Here is a 23,142-nt window from a genome sequence, read left to right as displayed (position 1 = left end):
ACAGAATTTATACGAATCGCATAAATCTTCGCGAACAGCTGTCAACTATCTTATGTTTTCTCAGATCCGGTAAAATCCTGCTGACTGTGCCGGAACAGTTATTTTTCCATTTTTAACCTCTGCGGCTACGCCAAAATTATAGATTGCTTCTTTTGGCTCTGCATCGCATGCAAATGTTTTTACCTCTGCGGCTGCGTTGATAATCACAAGGATCTTCTCATCACCGGCTTCACGGATGTATGCCAGCGGATATGCATTCTTTTCCGCATAAACAAAAGTGATCTTTCCTCGGCTCTGCAGAGCTTTGTGGCTCTGACGGATCCGGATCAGTTTTTTCACTTCATGATACAGAGAATCCGGAGCTGCCATCTCTTTCTTTGCTGTTGGCCGATCTTTATCCGGATCCATGGCAATATACAGATCACTTGCCGGTGCACTGGAAAAGCCTGCGTTGGTGCTGTCATCCCACTGCATCGGAGAACGGGAACCGGTACGGTTGTAACCGCCTTCTACAGATTTCAGTCCTTCTACATAACGCATACCGATTTCATCGCCATAATAGATAAATGGCGCACCTGGCATAGACAGGATAAATGCAAAAGCCACTTTCAATTCATCACCGTGAAGATGGCGTGCCAGGCGATCTACATCATGGTTTCCTGAAAACATACACATCAGACCTTTGCCGGCTGTCTTTTCGCAGTTTTCTTTATAGGATTCTACGAAATCATAGATATTTCCTTTTGCACGGGATGAAAAATACGGCTCTTTGCAGCGGAACAGATCGTTGGAATGTGAAGTACCAAACTCCAGCAGAAAGTCCATGTGGAATCCTCCCTCCAGAGATCTCTGTGGATCACCCCATTCAGATACCATTGCTGCATCCGGAAATTCTTTATCAAGGAATTCTCTGATCTGTTTCCATACACGGATGGTTCCTTTTTTCTCCGGGTCATTTTTCACCAGAGACTCGGCCATATCAACACGGAAACCGTCACATCCCATACCCAGCCAGAATCTCATAACGTCTTCCATAGCTGCGATAGTTGCCTGTGGTCCTTCATCGTCGATTGACTGCTGCCACGGTTTCTCCGGATCCGGCTGATAGAAACCATAGTTTAATGCCGGCTGATTAGAGAAGAAGTTGACAGCCACCGCACCGTCACGCTCAGAGATACCTCTCAGAGAGCCGCCGAAGCTGACCTCCGGTGATTCCCATACTTTATCGGTCCAGATATAGCGGTCGGTATATGGGTTCTTATCTGCTTTCATGGATTCGATGAACCATGGGTGCTCTATAGAAGTATGTCCCGGCACCAGATCCAGCAGTACATGAATTCCCTTTTTATGTGCTTCTTCAAATAACTGTTTCAGATCTTCGTTGGTTCCGTAACGTGGAGCTACACGACAGTAATCTGCAACATCGTATCCTGCATCTCCGAACGGAGAGAGAAAACAAGGATTGATCCATAAAGCGTTACATCCAAGTTCTCTGATGTAATCTAACTTTTCGATAATACCCTGAAAATCTCCGATTCCGTCCCCGTTAGTATCTTTAAATGACTGCGGATAGATTTCATAAAAAATTGCATTATCTAACCATTTTGACATTTTGTAAAACCCTCTTTCTTTCTGATGTTGTCTCGTTTCTCTATAACAACTACCTTCGCTTACCAGAATACTATTTATTTTCCTACATTTCCAGCAATATACTATTTATTTCTGATACTATTCTATTGTTTTTGTATAATATTCTTGTATTTCTTCTTATTCATATATTTTTTTTGGCTATTTTTATCCCATATTTTATTCTCAAAAAATAATTTATATTATTTTTCACAGCAAAAAAGGGTTCCTGATGCCACAGATTTTCATTCTGCAACATCATACCCTTCCCTGTTTTCCGTTGCAACACGTATCATTATATGATATATTACAACTGATTCTTTTATATTTCCCGGAAACAGTATTCTTGGCAATACTATTCTATGATTTTAATTATTCTGCCGGAGATATTTATTTTACGGAGGCGTATGTTATGAATCTTTATGCGATAAAAGAGAAATGCCAACACGGATCCATTCAGGTTCCATACAGTTACTATGACTGCGGTATACCGGATTATTTTACGAGTGTACCGCTACACTGGCACAGTGAAATGGAATTAAATTACATAAAATCTGGAAATGGTTTTTTCAAATACGAGGATCAGACCATCTCTGCCAAACCGGGAGACATCTTTCTGATCCAGCCCAACGTCCTTCATGCTATCATGTCGGATGAGCACAGCTCTTTTTTTTATGATACCATTGTTTTTCATCAGAATATGCTGGTGGGAAGTTACGATGACCGTTGTTATACAGATATTCTGCTGCCGATCTTTTCTTCCAGGCGAAGAGTTCTGGTCCCTGTATCTCAGGAAAACCAGGGGTATCATGAACTCCATGATTCGGTCCGGACTATTATGCAGTGTGCGCACAAAAATCTTGCAACGTCGGATCTGTTGCTGAAAAGCGAACTGCTTCGCTTATTTTATCTGCTGGCATCGACACCGGGACTCTGCACCGAACACACGGCTTCGACAGAATCCCGGCTGACCGAAACACTTCGGCCTGTTCTCACTTATATACAGAAACATCATTCCGAATCTGTTACCATAGAGCAGCTGGCAAAGATCGCTCATATGAGCAGCAGTTACTTTATGAGCTGTTTCAAACAGAATTTCGGTCTCGGAGCCATTGAATATCTGAATCAGGTACGTATCCGATCAGCATGCGACCTTCTGCGCAATACGGATCGCAATATCTCCGACATTGCTTTCGATACCGGATTTCATAACCTTTCAAATTTCAATCGACAGTTTCGCACCAAGGTAGGATGTTCTCCTCAGACTTACCGAAAAGAATCCGTTCTTTCCTGATAGATCCGGTAAGTGATCATCAACATGATCCAGGCGCCGATCCAGGCAGATACTTCTGCCAGAGCAACACCACGAAAAGCCAGATATGGAGTCAGCAGCTTTACCATGACCACTCGAAGAGACACTTCCAGGACTCCTGAAAGCATCGGAACAAACGTATGCCCCATGCCCTGACACCCGTTGCGGAACACAAACAGCCATCCCAGAGGAAACAGACAGATGCCTGTAACCGCCAGAAAATCTCTTGTGTAAGAAATAATCGACGCATCATTCAACATGAAAGAAGTCAGAAACTCAGGAATACACAGCAACATCAGAGCCAGTGGAATATTTATCAGGATCGTCAGGATAACTCCTTCCCGGATACCGGTACGTATCCGCTCCTTTTTTCCGGCACCATAATTCTGTCCCACAAAAGTAAGAAGTGCCAGGCCCACTGTATTTGCCGGCTGTTCAAAAAGACCGAGGATCTTGGTGCATGCCGCATAGGCAGCCACATAGCTTGTTCCCATATTGTTGACAAACGTCTGTAACACCATTCCGCCCACTGCAGTGACAGAATTCATAACGGCAACCGGCAGACCTTTCAATGTCAGTTTTTTGATGATCACGCCCTGTGGTTTCCAGTCCGTTTTTCTCGGGATCAGATTTTTTTCTCTTCCTATGTAGTAACAGCAGTAAAGCGCAGACAGAACCTGTGCCAGAACAGTGGCTAACGCTGCACCAAAAACACCCATATGCAACGGAAAAACGAATAACAGATCCATCAGGACATTAGCAATGGCAGAAATTATCATTGCAACCAGAGGCACCCGGCTGTTTCCGACGGAACGCAGAAGTGTCATGGCAAAATTATTAAAAATTGTAATGGTGGTTCCCGCAAGAATTGTTCCGAAATATTGCAGTGTTTCCGTCATCAGATCTTCCGGTGTATGGAGAAATGTAAATAATTGCCGCATGAAGGCCAGACTTACCACTGTAATCACAATCCCAACGGCCAGACAGATCCAGACAGACATTGCCAGCTCTTTACGAAGTTTTTTATAATTGCCACTTCCAAAAGACTGAGAAATACAGATTCCCAATCCTCCTGTCAGCCCGATTGCGAAACCGATGATCAGAAAATGTACGGAACCGGTGTTCCCAACCGCTGCAAGTGCCGTATCGCCAATTCCTTTTCCCACCACCATGGAATCTGCAAAACTGTATAACTGCTGAAACAGATTTCCTGCCAGGATCGGCAGGAAAAACTGTACCAGCAAACGCATACAGTTTCCCTGCGTCATATCATTTGTCGTATTCTTACCCATTATGCTACCTCCTGATGTCTAAACGGTATTCTCAAATACTGTCTGCTTTTAGCCAGTATTTTACTACTGAAATGATCCTTTTTCCATGACATTACTATTCTGTTTTGATACTATTCTATGATGTTGAGGTAAAAGTCAGAGTGAACAGTAACATTTTCTATTCTGCAGGCGTTCCCATATAGTAGAATCCCTTGCATACGTCCAGATGGATCTGTTTGAATGTGCCAATCATAGAAGCATCCCCCGGAAAATGTACCAGAAGATTATTGCCCATTCGTCCGGTTACCAGAGATGCATCCTGATCGTTGACACTCTCTACCAGAACTTCCTGTACCGTTCCCTCAAAACGGGAAGAACGTTCTCGTGCAATTTCCTGCACCTGCGCTAAAAGACGGTCGAAACGATCTTTTACAACCTCTTCCGGCACCTGATCCTCTTTGGCCGCTGCAGGTGTTCCGCTTCTTTTGGAATAAATAAAGGTAAATGCGCTGTCATATCCCACTTTTCCGACTACATCCATGGTCTCCAGAAAATCTTCTTCTGTCTCTCCCGGAAATCCCACAATAATATCCGTCGTCAGAGAAATATCCGGAAGTTTCTCACGGATACGGTCAACCAGAGCCAGATAAGACTCTTTTGTATACCGACGGTTCATCTCTTTTAACACCCGGCTGCTTCCTGACTGCAGAGGCAGATGCAGATGCGGACAGATCTTTTTACTCTCGGCCATCACCTCGATCAGTTCATCGGACAGATCCTTTGGATGAGAGGTCATGAACCGGATCCTTTTCAGCCCTTCGATCTTTTCGATCTCTTTTAACAGCTGAGCAAACGTCATCGGCTCTTCCAGATTCTTTCCATAGGAATTGACATTCTGGCCCAACAGCATGACTTCTACCACGCCGTCCGCTACCAGATGTTCGATCTCTCTGACAATATCTTTCGGATTCCGGCTTCTCTCACGACCACGGACATACGGTACGATACAGTAACTGCAGAAATTATTGCATCCAAACATGATGTTGACACCGGATTTGAACTTATACTTTCGGTCTACCGGCAGGTCTTCCACGATCTGATCCGTATCTTTCCAGACATCGATGATCATGCGGTCAGATTCCATCGCATAACACAGAAGTTCCGGGAATTTGAAAATATTATGGGTTCCGAAGATCAGATCCACGAACCGGTAACTCTTCTTCAGTTTTTCTACCACATGGGCTTCCTGCATCATACAGCCGCAGAGCGCGATCATCATATGCGGTTTCTTCTTTTTCATGCTGCCAAGATATCCCAGGCGGCCATAGACACGCTGGTTGGCATTCTCACGGACTGTACAGGTATTGTAAATAACAAAGTCTGCTTCGTCTTCTTTATCTGTCTTGATATAACCGACCGCCTCCAGAATACCATCCAGTTTTTCGGAGTCGCGGGCGTTCATCTGGCACCCGAAGGTAGTCGTACAGGCATATAACGGACGTCCCAGTTCTTCTGATTTTTCTCTGACATAGATGCGGGCTTTTTCAATAAACTGCTGCTGACGTTTCTGTTCTTCGACAGCAGTGAGGGTTTCTTTCTTATTTTCCATCTTTATTTTCATCCTTTCATAACTGCGGTTTTCTCCTGTTTCTTAGGGTGCAGTCACATCGTTGTTTTCATAAGCAATGTAACTGAGCAAACCATGCGCAGTTACCGACAATGCTTTATTATACTTGATACGAGTAGGAATTTCAATGGCTTCTTTTTCTTCTGGCATTTACCTGTGAGTTGACGAATAAAATTCTTCCCCGGTATCCAGACAGAACGCAGCAAGCCGTCCACCCGGAAAACAGGCTCCGCAGTCAATATAAATCCGATTATTTAATTTGAATATGTATCCAGGATGTGGATTTCCTGGTATCCCCATGGTCGGCGTATGTCCTGTGATGGTAATGACATCATCAAAATATTTTTCTCCCAGAACGCCTCTGTCCCATACAAGATCGTGAATCGTATACTCACTCAGATCTTTCTCCGGTGAAAAATTACCCAGTCCGGCATGTACCAGGAGATACTCTTTCTCTCCGACTGACATTTCTTCATAAGCAGAAAAATCCTGGATAAATGCAATCACATCCTCGCGTTCCGATACGCTTAATTTTCTGAATTCATTAATCGTAGTAGATGCACCATTATATTGCCAGGTAACCAGCTTATCCAACGTCACCTGATCCAGATTTTCGATCGCTTTATCTGAGATTTCCTGCAGCAGAAACTCCAGACACTCCAGTGCCATTACTTCATGGTTTCCTGCAATACAGATCGCATTTGGCATTGTCATCAGCTTCCGCATCACTTTAATGGGATTTGGTCCTCTGTCCAAAACATCCCCCAGAATATACAGCGTATCCTCGTCTCCAAATGATATTTTCGCCAGAAGTTCCTCAAACGCATCATATTCCCCATGGATATCCGCAATCACATAATTTGCCATCGCCAATTCCTCCTCAAAATGTTTTGAATTGTTTTATACGAATACTTTTTGTACTTTCCGATTATTATATCATATTTTATACATATAATAAAAATATATCCCAATTTCAGAAATTAAAATTCATTCGAAATCAGGATATACTTCTTTCACTTTATTACTCTATTGAACAGCTAACAACTACAACGCTTCTTCTATTCTCTACACAAACGGATTATAAAATCTCCCAAACAGAATCGTCACCGTCAGGCTCACCCCCAGCAGCACAACTCCGAGTCCCAGCACGATAAAATCATTTCTTGCGAATGACCGTTTCGTATACCAGGTTCTTTTTTTATGTTTTCCGAATCCCCTCAGTTCCATCGCATTCGAGATCGTATCGATGCGGTTCAGGCTTGTAAGGATCAGTGGCAGCAGGATGTTGACAGAGTTTTTCAGTCTTGTGAAAAAGTGTTCTTTTTTTCCAAGTTCCACACCTCTCGCCTGCTGTGCCTGGCTGATGCTGTGGTAGTCTCGCTGGATGTCCGGGATGTAACGCAGGGCGATAGCCACGGAATAGCCTACTTTGTAGGAGATACCGATGCTGTTCAGGCTGGCAGCGAATTCACTGGGGTTCGTCGCTGAGATAAACAGGATCGCTACCGGCAGTGCCACGAAGTATTTGATGGAAATATTTACCATATAAAACAGCTGCTCCGCTGTCAGATCATACCTCCAGAACAGATGGCAGAGTACATGCCGGGTGCCATACAGTGTTGTTCCCTGATCCGGGTCGAACAAAAAGATGAACAAATTATTCAACAATAGAAAAACAAGCATGAAAATCATCATAAAACGGACTTCTTTGAAGCGGATCTTGCTGAGTTTGAACGCTGAGATACTCACCGCCAAAAGTCCCAGAAGCACCCAGGTGTTGTAGGTGATCATGCTGGCGAAGGTAAATAACAGGAAAAATGCCAGCTTGGTAGTTCCGGTGAGTCTGTGAACTACACTTTCCCTTGGCAGATAATTTAATACCGTATTAGCGGCCATGGCTGCGTACCTCCCGATCTTCTTCGATAAAACATTCCACAAAGGCTTCCGCCGGTGCGATACCTGCCCGGTTTGCCAGCGTAAATAAACTGGTTTCTTTCAGCGCTGCCCGTTCAACCAGCTTCTGATTACATAAAACTGCAGCTGCACAGTCATCAGCAATCAGCCGTCCGTCCGCAAAAACAAGTGCCCGCGATGTATATTCCAGCATCAGATGCATGTCATGGGTGATCATCACAACGGTGACACCCTCTTCATTTAATTTTCGCAAAAATTCCATAATTTCTGTATAATGATAAAAATCCTGCCCCGCCGTCGGCTCATCCAGAATGATCAATTCCGGATTCTGTACCAGAACGCTGGCGATGGTCACACGTTTTTTCTGTCCGAAACTCAGAGCTGAGATCGGCCAGTTTCGGAACGGATACAGGCCACAGATCTTCAGCGTCTCTTCCACCTGCTCCCGGATCGCAGCCTCGTCCATTCCTGTATTGCGAAGACTCAGTGCCACCTCGTCAAAAATCATGGTCTTAGAAATCATCTGGTTTGGATTCTGCATCACGTAGCCGATATGTTTTGCTCTGTGACGGATATTTTCTGTCAGCAGATCCTTCCCCGCAAAGCGAATCTCTCCCTGATCCGGATCCTCGAAACCACAGACCAGTTTGGAAAATGTCGATTTTCCGGCTCCGTTCTTGCCTACGATGCTGACCATCTCTCCTTTTCGGATCGTCAGGCTTACATCTTGAAGCGTTCGCTCTCCTTTTGTATATCCAAAACTCAGATTTTTCACTTCCAGAAGAGGTTCTCTTTCTGTCTCCTGTTTTCCTGCCCCGCGTGACTGGAACCACTGTTGTAATTGTTTTACATCATTTTCCGGCAGTGTAACCGTGTCTGCATGGGACGGTTTTTTCTCCGGTGTCAGCGTGATTCCGGCATAGCGCATCGCAGTCAGATACAGTGGCTCCCGGATCCCATTTTCAACAAGAAGATCCGTTGCCAGAAGCTCATCCGGATGCAGATCTGCCAGGATCCTTCCTTCACTGATCAGGATGATCCGATCCACATCTCTCCATAATACATCTTCCAGACGATGTTCGATGATCACTACCGTAGTGTCGGTCTCTTTCTGGATCTCATCGATCAGCTCGATCGTCTGTTTTCCGGTTGCCGGATCCAGATTGGCAAGTGGTTCATCAAATAACAGGATCTTCACCTGATCCACCATAACACCGGCAAGACTGACCCGTTGTTTTTGTCCGCCGGAAAGTTCATGGGGTGCATAGTCCAGATGGTTATTGATTTTTACCAGTTCTGCTACTTTTCGCGTGATCTGATGCATCTCATCCTGGGGCATACAGCTGTTCTCCAGGGAAAACGCGATATCCTCTCCTACAGTCAGTCCGATAAACTGTCCGTCCGGATCCTGCAGAACCGTTCCCACATGAGCGGAAAGCTCAAAAATACTGCTTTTTGTGGCATCCACCCCATCGATGATCAGTTCGCCGGTGGCTTTGCCCGGATTGGAACAAGGATTCAGTCCGTTAATACAGCCCGCCAGAGTACTTTTCCCACAACCGGAGGGACCTGCGATCAGAACTCTCTCACCCGGATAGATATCCAGATTGATATTTGTTAACGTCGGTCGTTTCTGGGCACGATACTGAAAGGAATAATTTTTGAATGAAATAACAGGGGATTGTTTGTTTGTCACGTTTTTCTCTACCTCGTCTTACTATTTACAAAAGAAAAAGCTTTTTCACAAGTCTCTGAGACTTTATGAGAAAGCTTTTTCGTAATCAGCAACTGATTTTATTCCTGATCCAGGGATCCTTTTTTGGCAATGGTCTTTGTGTAAGCCAGGATCAGAAGTCCACCTACTACCACACCGGTGATCGTATTGGATACTGCGGCAAATGCACCCTGTGCAAATACTTTTTTTGCCGGTTCAGCATAAATCAGAATATCCAGTACCGGAGCCACTACAACCCATCCGATGACATGAGCAACTACGTTTGCGATTGCAAATACTGCTGCTTTTGCTTTACCAAAATCACCTTCCTGAACGTTCAGCTTTCTGGCGAATGCTCCTACAACCACACCGACAAATGCAGATGTGATCACCCAGCTCCACCACGGGATTCCACCCCAGGACAGATCCACCAGTGTATGACCGATGAAACCGATCAGACCACCGGCTACCGGACCGTACATAGCAGCCAGCAGAGCCAGTACTGCATACTGAAGACTGATGTTGGTGTTCGGAACCGGGCTCGGGATCGCCACAAAACGTCCCAGCACAAAGAACAGAGCCGCGCCGATACCGATGGCTACCACAGTTTTGATACTGTTATTCTTTTTCATATTCATTTCCTCCCTCGTGTTTTCGCTGTTGTAAACTCCGATTCTTATGCGGATCGCTCAAAATTTTTGCCAAATACAACAACGCCATATTCCTGTATAGTATACGCTGTTTTACGGGGAGTTGTCAATATTTTTACCGAATCGCTGCCACGATCGCACGCTCCATTACATAAGCCGCAAGCGTTCCTGCAACGTTCAGATCTGCTTCCACCTCACCCGCAGATGCCGCGTAAATGCTGTCACCATCCGCCATAGTTCCCACCGGGTTAATGCAGCGGGCATAGGCATTTCTGGTCATGGATGCGATCTTGTTCATCTGTGCTTTGTTAAATTTTCCGTTTGTGATCACGGCTCCGATCGTCGTATTGCCGGTAAACAAGTTTTCTCTCTGCCCCATTTTCCACAGTTCCTCACAGCTGTCACTGAACGCAGTACCGTCCTCCGTCCGGAGTCCGGCGATCTTTCTTCCGGTAGAAGAATCAAAAATATCTCCCAGGGCATTGACTGCCACAACAGCTGCCATCCGCAGTTCTCCCAACTGTACCGCATACATACCAAGCCCTGATTTCATCGCCCGTTCCATACCACAGATTTTTCCTACCGTAGCACCCGTTCCCGCTCCCACACTGCCACTGGACGGATTGCCTCCTGCAAGCGCTTTCTCACAGGCTGCATATCCCATCTCACTGTCCGGGCGCACGGTAGCACTTCCGTACCCGAGGTCATAGATGCAGGACTGGCACACCAGCGGAACCTTCGCATATCCGGTCTCAAAGCCGATCCCATGATCTTCCAGGCAACGCATCACACCGTCCGATGCTGCCAGACCGTAAGCCGATCCACCGGATAAAACAATCGCATTGATCGGGTTATCTGCTGTAACCGGGGAAGTCAGCGGAGTCTCACGGGATGCCGGACCTCCACCACTGATATCCACACCGACAACAGCACCTGTTTTCTTATCAAACAAAAGAACTGTCACACCGGTTTTTGCCTCTTCATTCTGCACATTGCCGATCGAAACCTCCGGCATTTCTGTCATTGCTATTTCACGTATTCCACTCATTTATCTCAAATCTCCCTTTCCCCTAAAATGTTGAGAGCATGCCAGACTCCCCGCTGGAAAGTTCCGGCATGCTCCGTATATTATCTCAAATCCAGTTTTTTCTCAGATTCTGTGCAGTGCCGCACTCAGTGCTCTTGAGATTGCTCCTGCCAGGATAAAGCAGACAATCGCCTCGATCAGTCCCTGCACACCGACAAATGCCACAACAAACGTAAACGGGTTACTTACTCCCAGAGACGTTACAAATCCCTGGATATAATCTGTATTGTAAAAAATCAGCACCAGCGTACTCATAAAAAACAGCGTGTTCAGCAACGGGCACGCAAGACTTGCTACCAGGTAAGCACCGTTTTTCATTTTTCCGCGAATTGCTTTAAAAATCAGTCCTGTGATCCAGCCTTCCAGGAGTCGTGGAATGATACATACTACTGCTGTTCCCAGTGGGTTGATGCTGAATAACATGGTTCCGAAAGCGCCCATACCGAAGCACTGCATAAAACTGGTGATACCGAATGCCAGACCACAGATCGCACCGCCTGTCGGTCCAAGAATCATCGCGCCAACCGCTACCGGTACCGTCAGAAACGTAATGGATAATCCAAGTGTCCGGAAATATCCCAGCGGGGTAAATGCCATAACGAAAATAATGGTCACCATCAGTGCCAGTTCCACCAGATACCGTGTCCGTGATGCATGTGTGTTGTTCATAGTTTCTTTTTCTCCTCTTCTGTCCGATGAAACGGCGCACTGCCAGAAAATATGGAAATACGTTCCCTGTCTCTCGGCTCATTAAATTATAGAATATTGGGAATCATTTTGAACATAACATACCTGTAGAAAAGCAGACATACTAACAGATAACTGTACCAAAACTATACAGTTACAGATAAGATTTTATGGACTTTCCGTATAGTTGCCGCCAAAACGGTCAGCACTATCCTCTTTCCATATTATTTTAAATACTGAAAATGTTATAATAGAATGATGCGTTTTCACACAGGAATAACGTTCCTTTCTACTATAACATTTATTTTTCAAATGGCAAGAAGAAAATGGAAAAAGATTGTATTTCTTCGAATACCCGCTACCGAACTGTTTTCCGTAACATTTTTTTCGGATTACGGATCAATATTTGTTTTGTATAATCACGTCCCATATGTTTTTCCATATACTCTGCACATCTTCCCATCTGTGGCATCCGGTTTTTCATATTATGTGCATCGCTTCCTACAAAATGCAGCAGATCACGTTTCATCACCTTTTTGCAAAACCATTTCATACGCAGTCCATCTGCCCCGCTGATACTGTCTGCATTCATCTGAATATAGGCTCCCATATCATGCAGCCGCTCCAGATAATCCATATTTTTCTGTAAGGTCGGATATCGTTCCGCATGAGCAATCACCGGAGTGTAACCGTTCGTGAGAAGTTCATGACAGGAATTCTCTATAAACTGAAAGGTATGCAGCTGAGAAAATTCTGTCAGCACGCAGGAAGTTCCGTTCAGAGTCGGACGTTCCCCATGCTTCAACATCTGAACCATCTCGGTATTTACATGAAATTCGCATCCGAGAAGCACCTGCAGATCCGGCGCAAGTTCCGCTGCAAGTTCCTGCACTTTCTGATAACCAGCCTGCACTTTCGTCATCGGCGATTCAAACATTCCTTTACGAAAATGCGGTGTCAGAACAATCGTACGCACGCCATCCGCATATTCTCTCCGTATCATCTTTTTCGCTGTTTTCAATGTATCCGCACCATCATCCACTCCCGGAATAATATGTGTATGGATATCGTATATTTCTTTCATTCGCTGCCAGTAATCCTTTCTCTTTTTCACAATCTCACTGTACTACTTCGCTTATTATACGAAAGAATCCATCAAATTACAACCTCATATAACCACAAAAAGAGCAGGACATCAACTGCCCTGCTCCCCGTATGCGCCTTATTTATGCTCTTTTTCTTCCTGCAACTACAACTGTCATTCCAGCAAGTCCAATTGCTGCAAACATTGCAACTATCATCATGGTATTGCCTTCACCTGTTTTCGGAGAAACGGTGGAAGTGTTACTTCCGCTTCCTGTAGAAGTTGCTGTATTGATTGTTCCAGCTGTCTTACCATCTACTACAAAAGCAACCAGAGAAAGGGAATTAAGCACTGCTGTAACTGTTCCGTTACCTACTGTGCACTCTACGACTTCCCACTGACCTGTTTCATCGTTATATGCAAGTACCTGAACTTTGGAAGAAGATGTAACTCCAGTTACATTAAATGTCATCGTCAGAGGGAATTTTCCACTGAATGCTCCGTATGGATACAGGTATTTCACATCGATAACTGTCATTCCTTCTTCATATTTGTCGCCCAGAACTTCTTTCAGTTTTGCTGCTGTCTTAATCTCTTCAGCTGCTTTTTTCTGCTTATATATGGAAGATACGAGTGCACCGACGCTCTCGAAAGTCCTGTGATATCCATAATCTCCGGAACCGATTTTCCTTCCTCGCGCAGTCTGCAAACCTCTGTGCTGGTTTCTGATGAAAATGCTCCCGCCGTAATCAGCGGCTTACGAAGTTTTAATGGTGTAATATCCAGTTCTGCTGCCATCGTCCGAAGAGAATCCGCTTCCTGATATGCTGCCGTCAGTTCTTCCAGAAACGCATCCAGTTGTTGTTTTTCATCGTAATCCGGTTTCTTTTTCGGTCTTCCTGCCATTTTCTTCCTCTTTTCCTGTTGTTCCACTTTCATTCTCCATATACAAAAACAAAGCTATCTGTTCATAGATAGCTTTGTTTTTTTCCTGTACACACTTTACCTTTTCCTGTACACAGTTTTCCCTACGGATTTATCGGTTATTAATAGCGGTAACTAAGGCATCGATGGAAGCGCGGATGATGTCGCTGTCGACGCCAGCGCCCCAGGAAAGGGATCCGTCCGGTTTCTGGATACCTACGTATGCGATTGCTTTGGAGCTTGTGCTCATCTCCAGTGCATGCTCGGTATAGGAAACCAGTGTGTACTGCATGTCGTATGCTTTTTTCAGTGCGTTGCTTACCGCATCCAGACGTCCGTTACCATTTGCTTCGGTTGTGATCACACGACCCTCGAAGGAAGAAGTAACCTGTGTGGTAATGTGTCCATTCTGCTGGAAATGTACTTTCTGGATATCCAGCGGTTTCTTGACATTTTCGAAAGTCTCTTTGAACAGTTCGAAGATCTCATCCGGATGAAGTTCTTTATGAGTATGATCAGATACTGCTTTTGCTGCGTATCCCATTGCTTCACGCATCTTCGGCGGCAGGTTCAGACCGTATTTTGTTTCCAGAATATAGCCTACGCCACCTTTACCGGACTGGCTGTTGATACGGATAACATTTGCATCGTAGCTTCTTCCGACATCTCTCGGATCGATCGGCAGATACGGAACAGTCCAGTGATCCGGGTCTTTTTCTTCGATCCAGTGCATTCCTTTTGCGATTGCATCCTGATGGGAACCGGAGAATGCGGCAAATACCAGAGAACCGCTGTACGGGCTTCTCGGGTCTACGTTCATACCGGTGAATTTTTCATATTTTTCGCAGATATCAGGCATATCGGAGAAGTCCAGTTCCGGATCTACACCCTGTGCATACATATTCATAGCCAGTGTGATGATATCTACGTTACCGGTACGCTCACCGTTTCCGAACAGTGTTCCTTCGATACGGTCTGCACCGGCAAGAAGTCCAAGTTCAGAGTCTGCCACACCACATCCACGGTCGTTGTGCGGATGCAGAGATACGATAACATTTTCTCTGTAATTCAGATTGTCGCACATGTACTCGATCTGGCTTGCATATACGTGCGGCATGGAATGTTCTACGGTTACCGGCAGGTTGATGATTGCTTTCTGCTCTGCGGTTGGTTTCCATACATCCAGAACGGCGTTACATACTTCCAGTGCATATTCCGGTTCTGTTCCGGTGAAACTTTCCGGGCTGTACTCGAACAGGAAGTTTCCGTCTGTCTCATCAGCCAGTTTCTTTAACAGTGCGGCTCCGTCTACAGCGATCTTTTTGATCTCTTCTTTTGATTTGCGGAATACCTGCTCTCTCTGGCTCAGAGAGGTGGAATTGTATACATGAATGATGGCTCTCGGTGCACCTTTTACCGCTTCAAAAGTTTTACGGATAATATGTTCTCTTGCCTGTGTCAGTACCTGAATCGTTACATCTTCCGGAATCAGGTTCTGTTCGATCAGTGCTCTTAAGAATTCATACTCGGTCTCGGATGCTGCCGGGAAACCTACTTCAATTTCCTTAAATCCGATCTTTACCAGAAGTTTGAAGAACTCGATTTTCTGCTCCAGACTCATCGGGATTACCAGTGCCTGGTTACCGTCACGCAGATCCACGCTGCACCAGATCGGAGCTTTCTCTACATACTCTTTCTCTGCCCATTTCATGCATTTTACCGGTGGCATAAAATACTGTCTTACATACTTTTTGTAATTCATCATGTTCCTTGTCCTCCTAAATTTGATTCCCTGCACAGCTCTGGCATCTATCTTCTTTATGGATATGTAAAAATGCGCAAAAAAAACTCCGTCTCTCTTTTCAAGAGACGAAGGATTATCTCCTACGCGGTACCACTCTTTTTCATGAATCTCTTCATGCACTCTGCCAGATACGGGTCTACACCTTATATCCTCCCCCGTGATAACGGTGGGGTGTTCCGACTACTCCTACTGGAAATATATTTCGTTCAGGCAGCAGCTCCGAGGGCAGTTCCAAACTCTTCATCCACTGCTTCACACCAGCCAGCAGTTCTCTGAAAGCCGAATCCTCTGTACTCTTCCTCTTCCACGCTTTTTACAAAACAAATCTTATCATAGAAATATGCCGATTGTCAACTGCTTTCTACGGTAAGTTTTGCAATCGGGGCAACAGGATTTGAACCTGCGACCTCACGGCCCCCAGCCGTGCGCGCTACCAAGCTACGCCATACCCCGGCAAGTAACATATATTATATGGAATTTTCCTGTTTTTGTCAATGCCTAACTTCTGAAACGAGATAAAATACGCTTCGCGAATTTTACTCATTATCGCGGCAGTCGTCAAGGTCTCGTGCAAGCACGGACTTTGACTCGTTGCTCGCGTAAATACAGACGACCGGATTTCCCGTATCGTCTGTATCTGATAGCTTGATTTATTTTTCTGTATTTGCGTTGATGTAATTTACCAATCCGCCGGCATTGATCAGTCTCTGCATGAATTCCGGGAATGCCTGACCTTTGAACTCGGTTCCTTTTGTCTTGTTATAGATCATACCGCTGTCGAAGTCGATCTCTACTTCATCCCCTGCATCGATTCCTTTTACTGCTTCCGGGCATTCGATGATCGGGAGTCCGATGTTGATGGAGTTTCTGTAGAAGATACGTGCAAATGTCTCTGCGATCACACAACTTACACCTGCTGCTTTGATCGCGATCGGAGCATGCTCTCTGGAAGAACCACATCCGAAATTCTTGTTGGCAACGATGATGTCACCTTTCTGTACTTTGTTGACAAATTCTTTGTCAATATCTTCCATACAGTGAGTAGCCAGTTCCGCCGGATCCGAGGAATTCAGATAACGTGCAGGAATGATTACGTCTGTATCTACGTTGTCACCATATTTAAATACTCTTCCTTCTGCCTTCATCTTCTTTTCCTCCTATAAACCTAATTCTTCCGGTGAAGAAATCTTACCGGTAACCGCACTTGCTGCTGCAACAGCCGGGCTTGCCAGATAGATCTCAGAATCCACATGTCCCATACGTCCTACGAAGTTACGGTTGGTTGTGGATACGCAGTGTTCATTTTCTGCCAGGATACCCATATAACCACCCAGACACGGTCCACAGGTCGGAGTACTTACAACAGCGCCTGCTTCGATAAAGATCTTTAACAGACCTTCTTCCATTGCCCGCAGATAAATCTTCTGTGTTGCAGGGATCACGATACAACGGATACCTTTTTTCACTTTGTGATCTGCCAGGATCTCAGCTGCGATACGCAGGTCATCGATACGTCCGTTGGTACAGGAACCGATAACTACCTGATCGATCTTCACATCTTCTGTGATCTCGTCGATGGTTTTTGTATTTTCCGGCAGATGCGGGAAAGCAATGGTCGGGCGCAGAGTGCTCAAATCGATGGTGTATTCTTCATCGTATACAGCATCCTCGTCTGCCTCAAATACTTTCCATTCCCGTTTGGAGTGTTCTTTCATATATGCCATAGCAACATCATCAACCGGGAAGATACCGTTCTTTCCACCGGCCTCGATTGCCATATTTGCGATTGTAAAACGATCATCCATAGACAGGTTCTTGATACCTTCACCTGTGAATTCCATGGATTTGTACAGGGCACCATCCACACCGATCATACCGATGATGTGCAGGATCACATCTTTACCGCTTACCCATTTTGCAGGTTTTCCAACGATATTGAATTTGATCGCGGACGGTACTTTAAACCATGCTTTTCCGGTTGCCATACCGGCTGCCATATCCGTACTTCCCACACCGGTGGAAAAAGCACCCAGTGCGCCGTATGTACAGGTATGAGAGTCTGCTCCGATAATGACATCACCTGCTACTGTCAGACCTTTTTCCGGAAGAAGTGCATGTTCAATACCCATCTCTCCTACGTCAAAGTAATTGGTGATGTCGTGTTTACAGGCGAATTCTCTTACGCACTTGCAGTGCTGTGCGGATTTGATATCTTTGTTCGGGATAAAGTGATCCATGACCAGAGCTACTTTATCTTTATTAAATACGGTATCTACCGTCATTTTATCCATCTCATGAATCGCTACCGGTGATGTAATATCATTACCCAGTACCAGATCCAGTTCTGCCTCGATCAGCTGTCCGGCCTCTACTTTATCAAGACCTGCTGCCGCTGCCAGAATCTTCTGTGTCATCGTCATTCCCATGTCTCTGTTCCTCCTACGTATATGATGTTGAAATTATTTTTCATTTACTGTTTGCTATTGTAACACATCTTGCGGTATAATAACAATACATATAAAATATATTTTTCATAACTACAGATTATAGCATTTTTCTTATACGCTCTTATTTACGGAGGAATCTATGGAACAGAATCTTTCTCTTTATTATGTATTTCACACCGTTGCAAAGAAAGGCAGCATCTCTCATGCCGCCAAGGAGTTATACATCAGCCAGCCCGCCATCAGCAAATCGATTCAGAAGCTCGAGGTTAATCTGAACACCACCCTGTTCAAGCGAAGTTCACGGGGTGTGACACTTACCGCCGATGGCGAGATCCTTTTTCAGCATACGAGTGCGGCGTTCGACGCCCTGATGGAAGGTGAGGAAATCCTGGCGCGACATCATGCGCTCGGTGTGGATCAGCTTCGTATCGGTGTCAGCACAACACTCTGCAAATACATTTTGCTGCCGCATCTGCAGCGTTTTATCAAAGCATATCCGCATGTAAAAATCTCGATCAGCTGTCAGTCCACGTACCAGACGCTGACGCTGCTGGAGGAAAATAAGATCGACATCGGACTGGTCGGGGAGCCAACGATCCAGAAAGGATTTTATTTTCAGCCATTGCAGAAAATTCAGGATATTTTTGTGACGACCTCTTCCTATCTGGAGCATCTGGAACTGCGCTCCGGAGGCAGCGATCTTTTTCAGACGGCTACATTTATGATGCTGGATGAAGAAAATATCACCCGGCAGTATATCAACCGTGTATTTCTGGAACACGGTGTGGAACTGTCCAATGTTCTGGAAGTCTCAACGATGGATCTTTTGATTGAATTCGCAAAGATCAGTATGGGAGCCGCCTGTGTGATTCAGGAATTTGTACAGGAAGAACTCGACGGCGGAGACCTGATCGTTCTGCCGCTTGGACTTACGTTTCCCCCAAGGCAAATAGGATTCGCCTGCCGTAAAAACGAACAGGCGAATCCCGTCATCGAACATTTTCTTCATCTACAGGAAAGTCCTCTCCTGTAAAATTCAAAACGCTATTCTATTTTACTTCCTGCAGGATCAGTACATCCCATTTTTTCAGTACTGTTCCTGCCGGGATAACTTCTCTACTGATCAGATCGATCTTTCCTGCAAGACTTTCCGGAAGAATCTGATCTTCGTCTTTGAAGTTCATCACATAATAATATCTGGTATCGTCGGATGTTCTGCAGGTTACTTCCAGTCCGGTTGTCTCCGGAATCACAGCTTTCACACCCACTTCGCTGACTGCCCGATCCAGAATCTTTGCAAGTCCCGCAGCATCCATCTGCGTTCCTACATAATAAGCAGCACCTTCGCCGTATGTATTTCTGGTGGCTGCCGGCATGCCTGCATAGAAATCTTTCTCATAAGTTGCCAGTGCTTCGGCACCTTCCAGATGCATCAGATCGCATAACAGGTTACAGGAGGCTGTGGTTCCGTCGGTGAATTTCACTTCGTTTGTCTGTTCCGGAGCCAGAGCATCGATCTCTTCCACCCATACACCAGCCATCTCACGCAGTGGTCCCGGATAGCCGCCCAGATGTACGTTATCGGACTCGTTTACAATTCCGCTCATATAAGTAATGATCAGAATACCGCCATTTTTCACAAACGCTTCCAGCGCTTCCTTCATACCCTCTTTGACCATATACAAAACCGGTGCGACAATCACTTTATACTGTGAAAAATCTGCATCTGTCGGAATCATATCTACACTGATATTTCTCTCATAGAAGTAAGTATAATATTTATGGATCTGATCTACATATTTGAGATCTTCGGAAGGTCCGCTGGTATATTCCAGTGCCCAGTAGTTTTCCCAGTCAAAGATCATACCTACCTCTGAAATATTTTCGCTGCCCAGGGTCTTTGTTCCGAAGCTTTCCAGTTCTCTTCCCAGCTGTGCCACTTCACGGAACACTCTGGTATTTTCCGTTCCCACATGGGCGATCACTGCGCCGTGGAATTTTTCACATGCTCCCACACTTCTTCTCAGCTGGAAGAACTGAATGGTGTCTGCTCCGTGTGCTACCGTCTGATAACTCTGTGCACGCATCTGTCCCGGTCGTTTCAGGGAGTTGTATTTCTGCCAGTTCTGCTGGCTTGGTGTCTGTTCCATCAGCATGAACGGTGCTTTTTTCAGTCCACGCATCAGATCATGTGTCATCGCGATCTTACTCCATGGGGTATCGTAAGCAGGATAGTTATCCCAGGACACAATATCCATCTCTTTCGCCCATTTGAAGTAATCCAGATCCTTGAAGGTTCCCATCAGATTTGTCGTGATCACAACGTCTTTGTTGTATTTGCGGATCGCATCTCTCTCCATCTTGTAACATTCCAGAACACTGTCTGAATTAAATCTGCGATAATCGATGGAAATACCTGCAAATGCGGTTTTCTCGGTTCCGATTCCTTCACTTAATGCATTCGGAACTACCACGTCATCCCAATCATATACGGTGTGTCCCCAGAACTCCATGTTCCATGCTTTGTTCAGTTCCTCGATAGTTTTATATTTGTCTTTTAACCATACACGGAATGCATTCTGACAGTTGTCACAGAAGCAGGTAACTCCGTATTCGTTGTTGATATGCCAGCAGGTGACATGGGGATTGGACGCATAGCGCTCTGCCAGTTTATCTGCCATTGCGGAAGCATATTTGCGATATACCAGGGAATTCGGGCAGGCATTATGACGCTGACCAAACCGGTGCTGTCTGCCTTCGTAATCGGTGCTCATCACTTCCGGGTATTTTCTTACCATCCAGCCCGGAAGAGCTGCGGTAGAAGTAGCAAATACAATATCGTAATTTTCTTCGGAGAGCATCTCCACGATCTTGTCCAGTTCCGCAAAGTTATATTCATGCTCTGACGGCTGAATCTTTGCCCAGGAAAATACGTTGATCGTAGCGCTGTTGATCCGCGCATCTTTAAAGATTCTCATATCCTCTTTTCATACTTCTTCCGGCCACTGGTTGGGGTTGTAATCTCCTCCGTAAAGGATTCTTTTGAATTTTGACTGCATAAAATTTCTCCTTTCGATCTCTTTGTTTCTATAATTATCCGAATCTTTTCTGTCAATTTCCGATAACCTCTTGTTATCTGCATTATACTGCTTCTTTTTTCAAATTTGTATAACAGGATACACTTCTTTCTATAACATTTTGAAACTCCTTGACAGATGTTTTTTCTGTATGCTACCATGAAGTTGAAAATACTTCAGACTGTGTATGATTTTTTATGGAGGATCACCCTATGCCTATCTATTTTAATTCTGCTCCGGTGGATTTCCCTTTTCAGTTTGATTCCATCGGGAATAACTGGGATCAGGAACCTACCATGCGTCCGGATGGTTTCCCGGTCTATCATTATCTGCAGACACAGGAAGGTTCCGGTATTCTTACCATCGACGGGCAGCACTACACGATCGGTGAAAATCAGGGCGTTCTGCTCGCTCCCGGAATACCTCATGCTTACCGTTCCGTCTCCGGAAAATGGATCACTTTATTTGCCACTTTCAGTGGATCCCTGAGTCCTTATTTTTCTGCTCTGTTCGGCTCCTCGCATCTTCTGTTTTTTGAAAATGAGAAAGCCGCCACCATCCGAAAACTGATCGACCAGGCTGTCCTTCATCATCAGGAAACGCCGGTAGATTCCCAGCTGTTATCACAGGAATGTTATCAGGTGCTTTTGCAGTTCACCGGTGGTCTTCAGGTCAATCCTTCCAAACAGCCTGCCTGGGAAAAATACATCCGGCCGGTTCTAGCCAGCATCCACACCCGGTACATGGAAGACCTCACCGCTGATGCACTCAGCCGGGAAGTCTTTGTCACACCCCAGTACCTCTCCCGGCTCTTTTCGAGATATCTGGGATGTTCGGTCTATGAGTATCTGACCAAATTCCGGCTCAGCAAGGCAAAGGAACTTCTGGTCAGTCATCGGGGGCGAAAAATTCAGGATATTGCTCAGGATGTGGGGTACACGGATGCCAGCCATTTTGTTCTGATGTTTCGAAAAATGACCGGCATGACACCTTCTGAGTTTCGGAAAATCAATTAAACGCTGTATTCTGTTATTTTTACTGTTTTTCTTCTCAAGAACACTTGTTCTTTTTTCTGATCTGTGATATGCTGAAAAATATATAAGTAACTCAAGTACGTTTTTATTAAAATCGGACAGTTACAAATTAATTTTTTATATAGATTACAGGAGACAGTAACACATGGATGGATATCAGTTTGAATATCAGTGTGCGGAAATATTAAAAAGAAATGGATTCTCCAGAGTTCAGGTTACACAGAGTTCCGGAGATCAGGGCGTGGATATCATCGCCCATAAACATCGAAAAAAATACGGGATTCAATGCAAATATTATTCCTATCCCGTCGGAAATAAAGCCGTGCAGGAAGCCTACGCAGGTGCAAATTTTTACGACTGCGACCGGGCGATGGTGATGACCAATCTCACCTTCACACGGGCAGCTACGGAACTGGCAGAAAAGCTGGGAGTGGAACTTTGGGATCACTGTCCTACCACACGGTATTACAGTCTGCTTTTTAAATTGATGAGCCTGATGAATATTGTATTTTTCTTATATGGAATCCTGCTGTTATTTCTTATGCAAAATAAAAATATGTTTCCCATCCAACTGCCCGGTGATTTTCTGATCGGTGCGCTTCTGGTAGCGGCTTCTGTCTTTGGGTTTCTTGGATGGCGATTCGTTCTTTGTAATCTGGCAGCAGGCGGTATCTATCTGTACCTGTCACTCCATACCGTTCTGCTCCCGGCGATCACCAATGCAGCTTATTCGGATATCCAGCTGGTTGTTCTGGTTCCGACGGTAATTTATGTATTACATGCCTGCTGGCTGGTGGGACACAAACGACATTAGCATATACTTTGGCTCATTATTTGCATAGACAAAAAAGTAGTTGTTATCCGTAAAATCTGTTTCCATGTTG

General features: G+C 45.1%; 20 protein-coding genes, 1 tRNA gene, 1 pseudogene and 1 other annotated feature. Of the genes and pseudogenes, 4 read left to right on the top strand and 18 right to left on the bottom strand.

Features of this window, described 5'->3' with window-relative positions:
- Nucleotides 1-60: 60 nt before the first annotated feature.
- On the bottom strand, nucleotides 61-1,611 hold the full coding sequence (locus ETP43_RS07500; RefSeq protein WP_129257586.1) for an alpha-amylase family glycosyl hydrolase: 1,551 nt from the start codon (nucleotides 1,609-1,611) through the stop codon (nucleotides 61-63).
- A gap of 361 nt (nucleotides 1,612-1,972) precedes the next feature.
- On the opposite strand from ETP43_RS07500, the gene ETP43_RS07495 reads away from it, so the two are divergent.
- Nucleotides 1,973-2,920, top strand: a complete 948-nt coding sequence (locus ETP43_RS07495) for an AraC family transcriptional regulator (protein ID WP_207668916.1) — start codon at nucleotides 1,973-1,975, stop codon at nucleotides 2,918-2,920.
- Here ETP43_RS07495 and ETP43_RS07490 read toward each other — a convergent pair.
- The 16 genes from ETP43_RS07490 to leuC all read right to left on the bottom strand — a co-directional run bounded on the left by ETP43_RS07490 (nucleotide 2,893) and on the right by leuC (nucleotide 18,126).
- Nucleotides 2,893-4,230 carry an MATE family efflux transporter gene (locus ETP43_RS07490; RefSeq protein WP_129257582.1) on the bottom strand — a complete coding sequence of 446 codons (1,338 nt, stop codon included), beginning with the start codon at nucleotides 4,228-4,230 and terminating at the stop codon, nucleotides 2,893-2,895. The genes ETP43_RS07495 and ETP43_RS07490 overlap by 28 nt on opposite strands.
- 157 nt (nucleotides 4,231-4,387) lie before the next feature.
- A complete protein-coding gene (gene miaB / locus ETP43_RS07485) occupies nucleotides 4,388-5,818 on the bottom strand; it encodes a tRNA (N6-isopentenyl adenosine(37)-C2)-methylthiotransferase MiaB (RefSeq protein WP_243114228.1) in 1,431 nt (476 codons plus the stop codon).
- A 42-nt stretch (nucleotides 5,819-5,860) separates the two neighbouring features.
- Nucleotides 5,861-5,986 (bottom strand): hypothetical protein, encoded by a 126-nt coding sequence (locus ETP43_RS17900; protein WP_279222149.1) that lies wholly within the window; start codon nucleotides 5,984-5,986, stop codon nucleotides 5,861-5,863.
- Nucleotides 5,987-6,703 carry a metallophosphoesterase gene (locus tag ETP43_RS07480; protein ID WP_129257578.1) on the bottom strand — a complete coding sequence of 239 codons (717 nt, stop codon included), beginning with the start codon at nucleotides 6,701-6,703 and terminating at the stop codon, nucleotides 5,987-5,989.
- A gap of 198 nt (nucleotides 6,704-6,901) precedes the next feature.
- Nucleotides 6,902-7,732, bottom strand: a complete 831-nt coding sequence (locus ETP43_RS07475; protein ID WP_129257577.1) for an energy-coupling factor transporter transmembrane component T family protein — start codon at nucleotides 7,730-7,732, stop codon at nucleotides 6,902-6,904.
- Nucleotides 7,722-9,446: an ABC transporter ATP-binding protein gene (locus tag ETP43_RS07470; RefSeq protein ID WP_129257576.1), complete on the bottom strand. Its 1,725-nt coding sequence runs from the start codon at nucleotides 9,444-9,446 to the stop codon at nucleotides 7,722-7,724. Before ETP43_RS07470 ends, ETP43_RS07475 begins: the two co-directional genes overlap by 11 nt.
- Before the next feature lie 98 nt (nucleotides 9,447-9,544).
- Nucleotides 9,545-10,096 carry an ECF-type riboflavin transporter substrate-binding protein gene (locus ETP43_RS07465; protein WP_022170786.1) on the bottom strand — a complete coding sequence of 184 codons (552 nt, stop codon included), beginning with the start codon at nucleotides 10,094-10,096 and terminating at the stop codon, nucleotides 9,545-9,547.
- 133 nt (nucleotides 10,097-10,229) lie between these two features.
- Complete coding sequence (locus tag ETP43_RS07460) at nucleotides 10,230-11,162, bottom strand: P1 family peptidase (protein ID WP_129257575.1); 933 nt, start codon at nucleotides 11,160-11,162, stop codon at nucleotides 10,230-10,232.
- Between the two features lie 102 nt (nucleotides 11,163-11,264).
- Nucleotides 11,265-11,870, bottom strand: coding sequence for an ECF transporter S component (locus ETP43_RS07455; RefSeq protein ID WP_129257574.1), 606 nt, complete (start codon nucleotides 11,868-11,870; stop codon nucleotides 11,265-11,267).
- Between the two features lie 376 nt (nucleotides 11,871-12,246).
- The gene (locus tag ETP43_RS07450) at nucleotides 12,247-13,002 is read right to left on the bottom strand and encodes a CpsB/CapC family capsule biosynthesis tyrosine phosphatase (protein WP_129257573.1); all 756 of its coding nucleotides are present in this window, start codon (nucleotides 13,000-13,002) and stop codon (nucleotides 12,247-12,249) included.
- Between the two features lie 112 nt (nucleotides 13,003-13,114).
- Complete coding sequence (locus tag ETP43_RS07445) at nucleotides 13,115-13,510, bottom strand: LPXTG cell wall anchor domain-containing protein (RefSeq protein WP_129257572.1); 396 nt, start codon at nucleotides 13,508-13,510, stop codon at nucleotides 13,115-13,117.
- Between the two features lie 32 nt (nucleotides 13,511-13,542).
- On the bottom strand, nucleotides 13,543-13,905 hold the full coding sequence (locus tag ETP43_RS07440; RefSeq protein ID WP_164979640.1) for a hypothetical protein: 363 nt from the start codon (nucleotides 13,903-13,905) through the stop codon (nucleotides 13,543-13,545).
- A 103-nt stretch (nucleotides 13,906-14,008) separates the two neighbouring features.
- Nucleotides 14,009-15,661 (bottom strand): 2-isopropylmalate synthase, encoded by a 1,653-nt coding sequence (locus ETP43_RS07435; protein ID WP_181951935.1) that lies wholly within the window; start codon nucleotides 15,659-15,661, stop codon nucleotides 14,009-14,011.
- A 97-nt stretch (nucleotides 15,662-15,758) separates the two neighbouring features.
- Nucleotides 15,759-16,016, bottom strand: a binding site (T-box leader).
- A 63-nt stretch (nucleotides 16,017-16,079) separates the two neighbouring features.
- Nucleotides 16,080-16,153 (bottom strand) — tRNA-Pro (locus ETP43_RS07430).
- Nucleotides 16,154-16,350: 197 nt separating this feature from the next.
- Nucleotides 16,351-16,845: a 3-isopropylmalate dehydratase small subunit gene (gene leuD, locus ETP43_RS07425; protein WP_129257570.1), complete on the bottom strand. Its 495-nt coding sequence runs from the start codon at nucleotides 16,843-16,845 to the stop codon at nucleotides 16,351-16,353.
- 12 nt (nucleotides 16,846-16,857) lie between these two features.
- Complete coding sequence (leuC, locus tag ETP43_RS07420) at nucleotides 16,858-18,126, bottom strand: 3-isopropylmalate dehydratase large subunit (protein ID WP_129257569.1); 1,269 nt, start codon at nucleotides 18,124-18,126, stop codon at nucleotides 16,858-16,860.
- Nucleotides 18,127-18,286: 160 nt separating this feature from the next.
- Here leuC and ETP43_RS07415 point away from each other — a divergent pair, with 160 nt between their 5' ends.
- The gene (locus tag ETP43_RS07415; RefSeq protein WP_129257568.1) at nucleotides 18,287-19,180 is read left to right on the top strand and encodes a LysR family transcriptional regulator; all 894 of its coding nucleotides are present in this window, start codon (nucleotides 18,287-18,289) and stop codon (nucleotides 19,178-19,180) included.
- A 16-nt stretch (nucleotides 19,181-19,196) separates the two neighbouring features.
- Here the strand turns inward: ETP43_RS07415 and ETP43_RS07410 are convergent.
- Nucleotides 19,197-21,206 (bottom strand): annotated as a pseudogene (locus tag ETP43_RS07410) (beta-galactosidase).
- Nucleotides 21,207-21,436: 230 nt separating this feature from the next.
- Between ETP43_RS07410 and ETP43_RS07405 the strand changes: the two are divergent.
- Nucleotides 21,437-22,240 carry an AraC family transcriptional regulator gene (locus ETP43_RS07405; protein WP_164979638.1) on the top strand — a complete coding sequence of 268 codons (804 nt, stop codon included), beginning with the start codon at nucleotides 21,437-21,439 and terminating at the stop codon, nucleotides 22,238-22,240.
- A gap of 163 nt (nucleotides 22,241-22,403) precedes the next feature.
- Complete coding sequence (locus ETP43_RS07400) at nucleotides 22,404-23,072, top strand: restriction endonuclease (protein WP_129257566.1); 669 nt, start codon at nucleotides 22,404-22,406, stop codon at nucleotides 23,070-23,072.
- Nucleotides 23,073-23,142 lie beyond the last annotated feature (70 nt).

The organism is Blautia faecicola (genome assembly GCF_004123145.1).
Taxonomy (GTDB): Bacteria; Bacillota; Clostridia; order Lachnospirales; family Lachnospiraceae; genus Oliverpabstia; species Oliverpabstia faecicola.
This window is presented reverse-complemented; position numbering and strand designations above follow the sequence as displayed.

Coding starts and splice junctions, on each gene's coding strand:
- ETP43_RS07500 (WP_129257586.1), bottom strand. CDS start 1,611: ATGTCAAAATGGTTAGATAATGCAATTTTTTATGAAATCTATCCGCAG.
- ETP43_RS07490 (WP_129257582.1), bottom strand. CDS start 4,230: ATGGGTAAGAATACGACAAATGATATGACGCAGGGAAACTGTATGCGT.
- miaB (WP_243114228.1), bottom strand. CDS start 5,818: ATGGAAAATAAGAAAGAAACCCTCACTGCTGTCGAAGAACAGAAACGT.
- ETP43_RS17900 (WP_279222149.1), bottom strand. CDS start 5,986: ATGCCAGAAGAAAAAGAAGCCATTGAAATTCCTACTCGTATCAAGTAT.
- ETP43_RS07480 (WP_129257578.1), bottom strand. CDS start 6,703: ATGGCAAATTATGTGATTGCGGATATCCATGGGGAATATGATGCGTTT.
- ETP43_RS07475 (WP_129257577.1), bottom strand. CDS start 7,732: ATGGCCGCTAATACGGTATTAAATTATCTGCCAAGGGAAAGTGTAGTT.
- ETP43_RS07465 (WP_022170786.1), bottom strand. CDS start 10,096: ATGAAAAAGAATAACAGTATCAAAACTGTGGTAGCCATCGGTATCGGC.
- ETP43_RS07460 (WP_129257575.1), bottom strand. CDS start 11,162: ATGAGTGGAATACGTGAAATAGCAATGACAGAAATGCCGGAGGTTTCG.
- ETP43_RS07455 (WP_129257574.1), bottom strand. CDS start 11,870: ATGAACAACACACATGCATCACGGACACGGTATCTGGTGGAACTGGCA.
- ETP43_RS07445 (WP_129257572.1), bottom strand. CDS start 13,510: ATGACAGTTATCGATGTGAAATACCTGTATCCATACGGAGCATTCAGT.
- ETP43_RS07435 (WP_181951935.1), bottom strand. CDS start 15,661: ATGATGAATTACAAAAAGTATGTAAGACAGTATTTTATGCCACCGGTA.
- leuD (WP_129257570.1), bottom strand. CDS start 16,845: ATGAAGGCAGAAGGAAGAGTATTTAAATATGGTGACAACGTAGATACA.
- leuC (WP_129257569.1), bottom strand. CDS start 18,126: ATGGGAATGACGATGACACAGAAGATTCTGGCAGCGGCAGCAGGTCTT.
- ETP43_RS07415 (WP_129257568.1), top strand. CDS start 18,287: ATGGAACAGAATCTTTCTCTTTATTATGTATTTCACACCGTTGCAAAG.
- ETP43_RS07405 (WP_164979638.1), top strand. CDS start 21,437: ATGCCTATCTATTTTAATTCTGCTCCGGTGGATTTCCCTTTTCAGTTT.
- ETP43_RS07400 (WP_129257566.1), top strand. CDS start 22,404: ATGGATGGATATCAGTTTGAATATCAGTGTGCGGAAATATTAAAAAGA.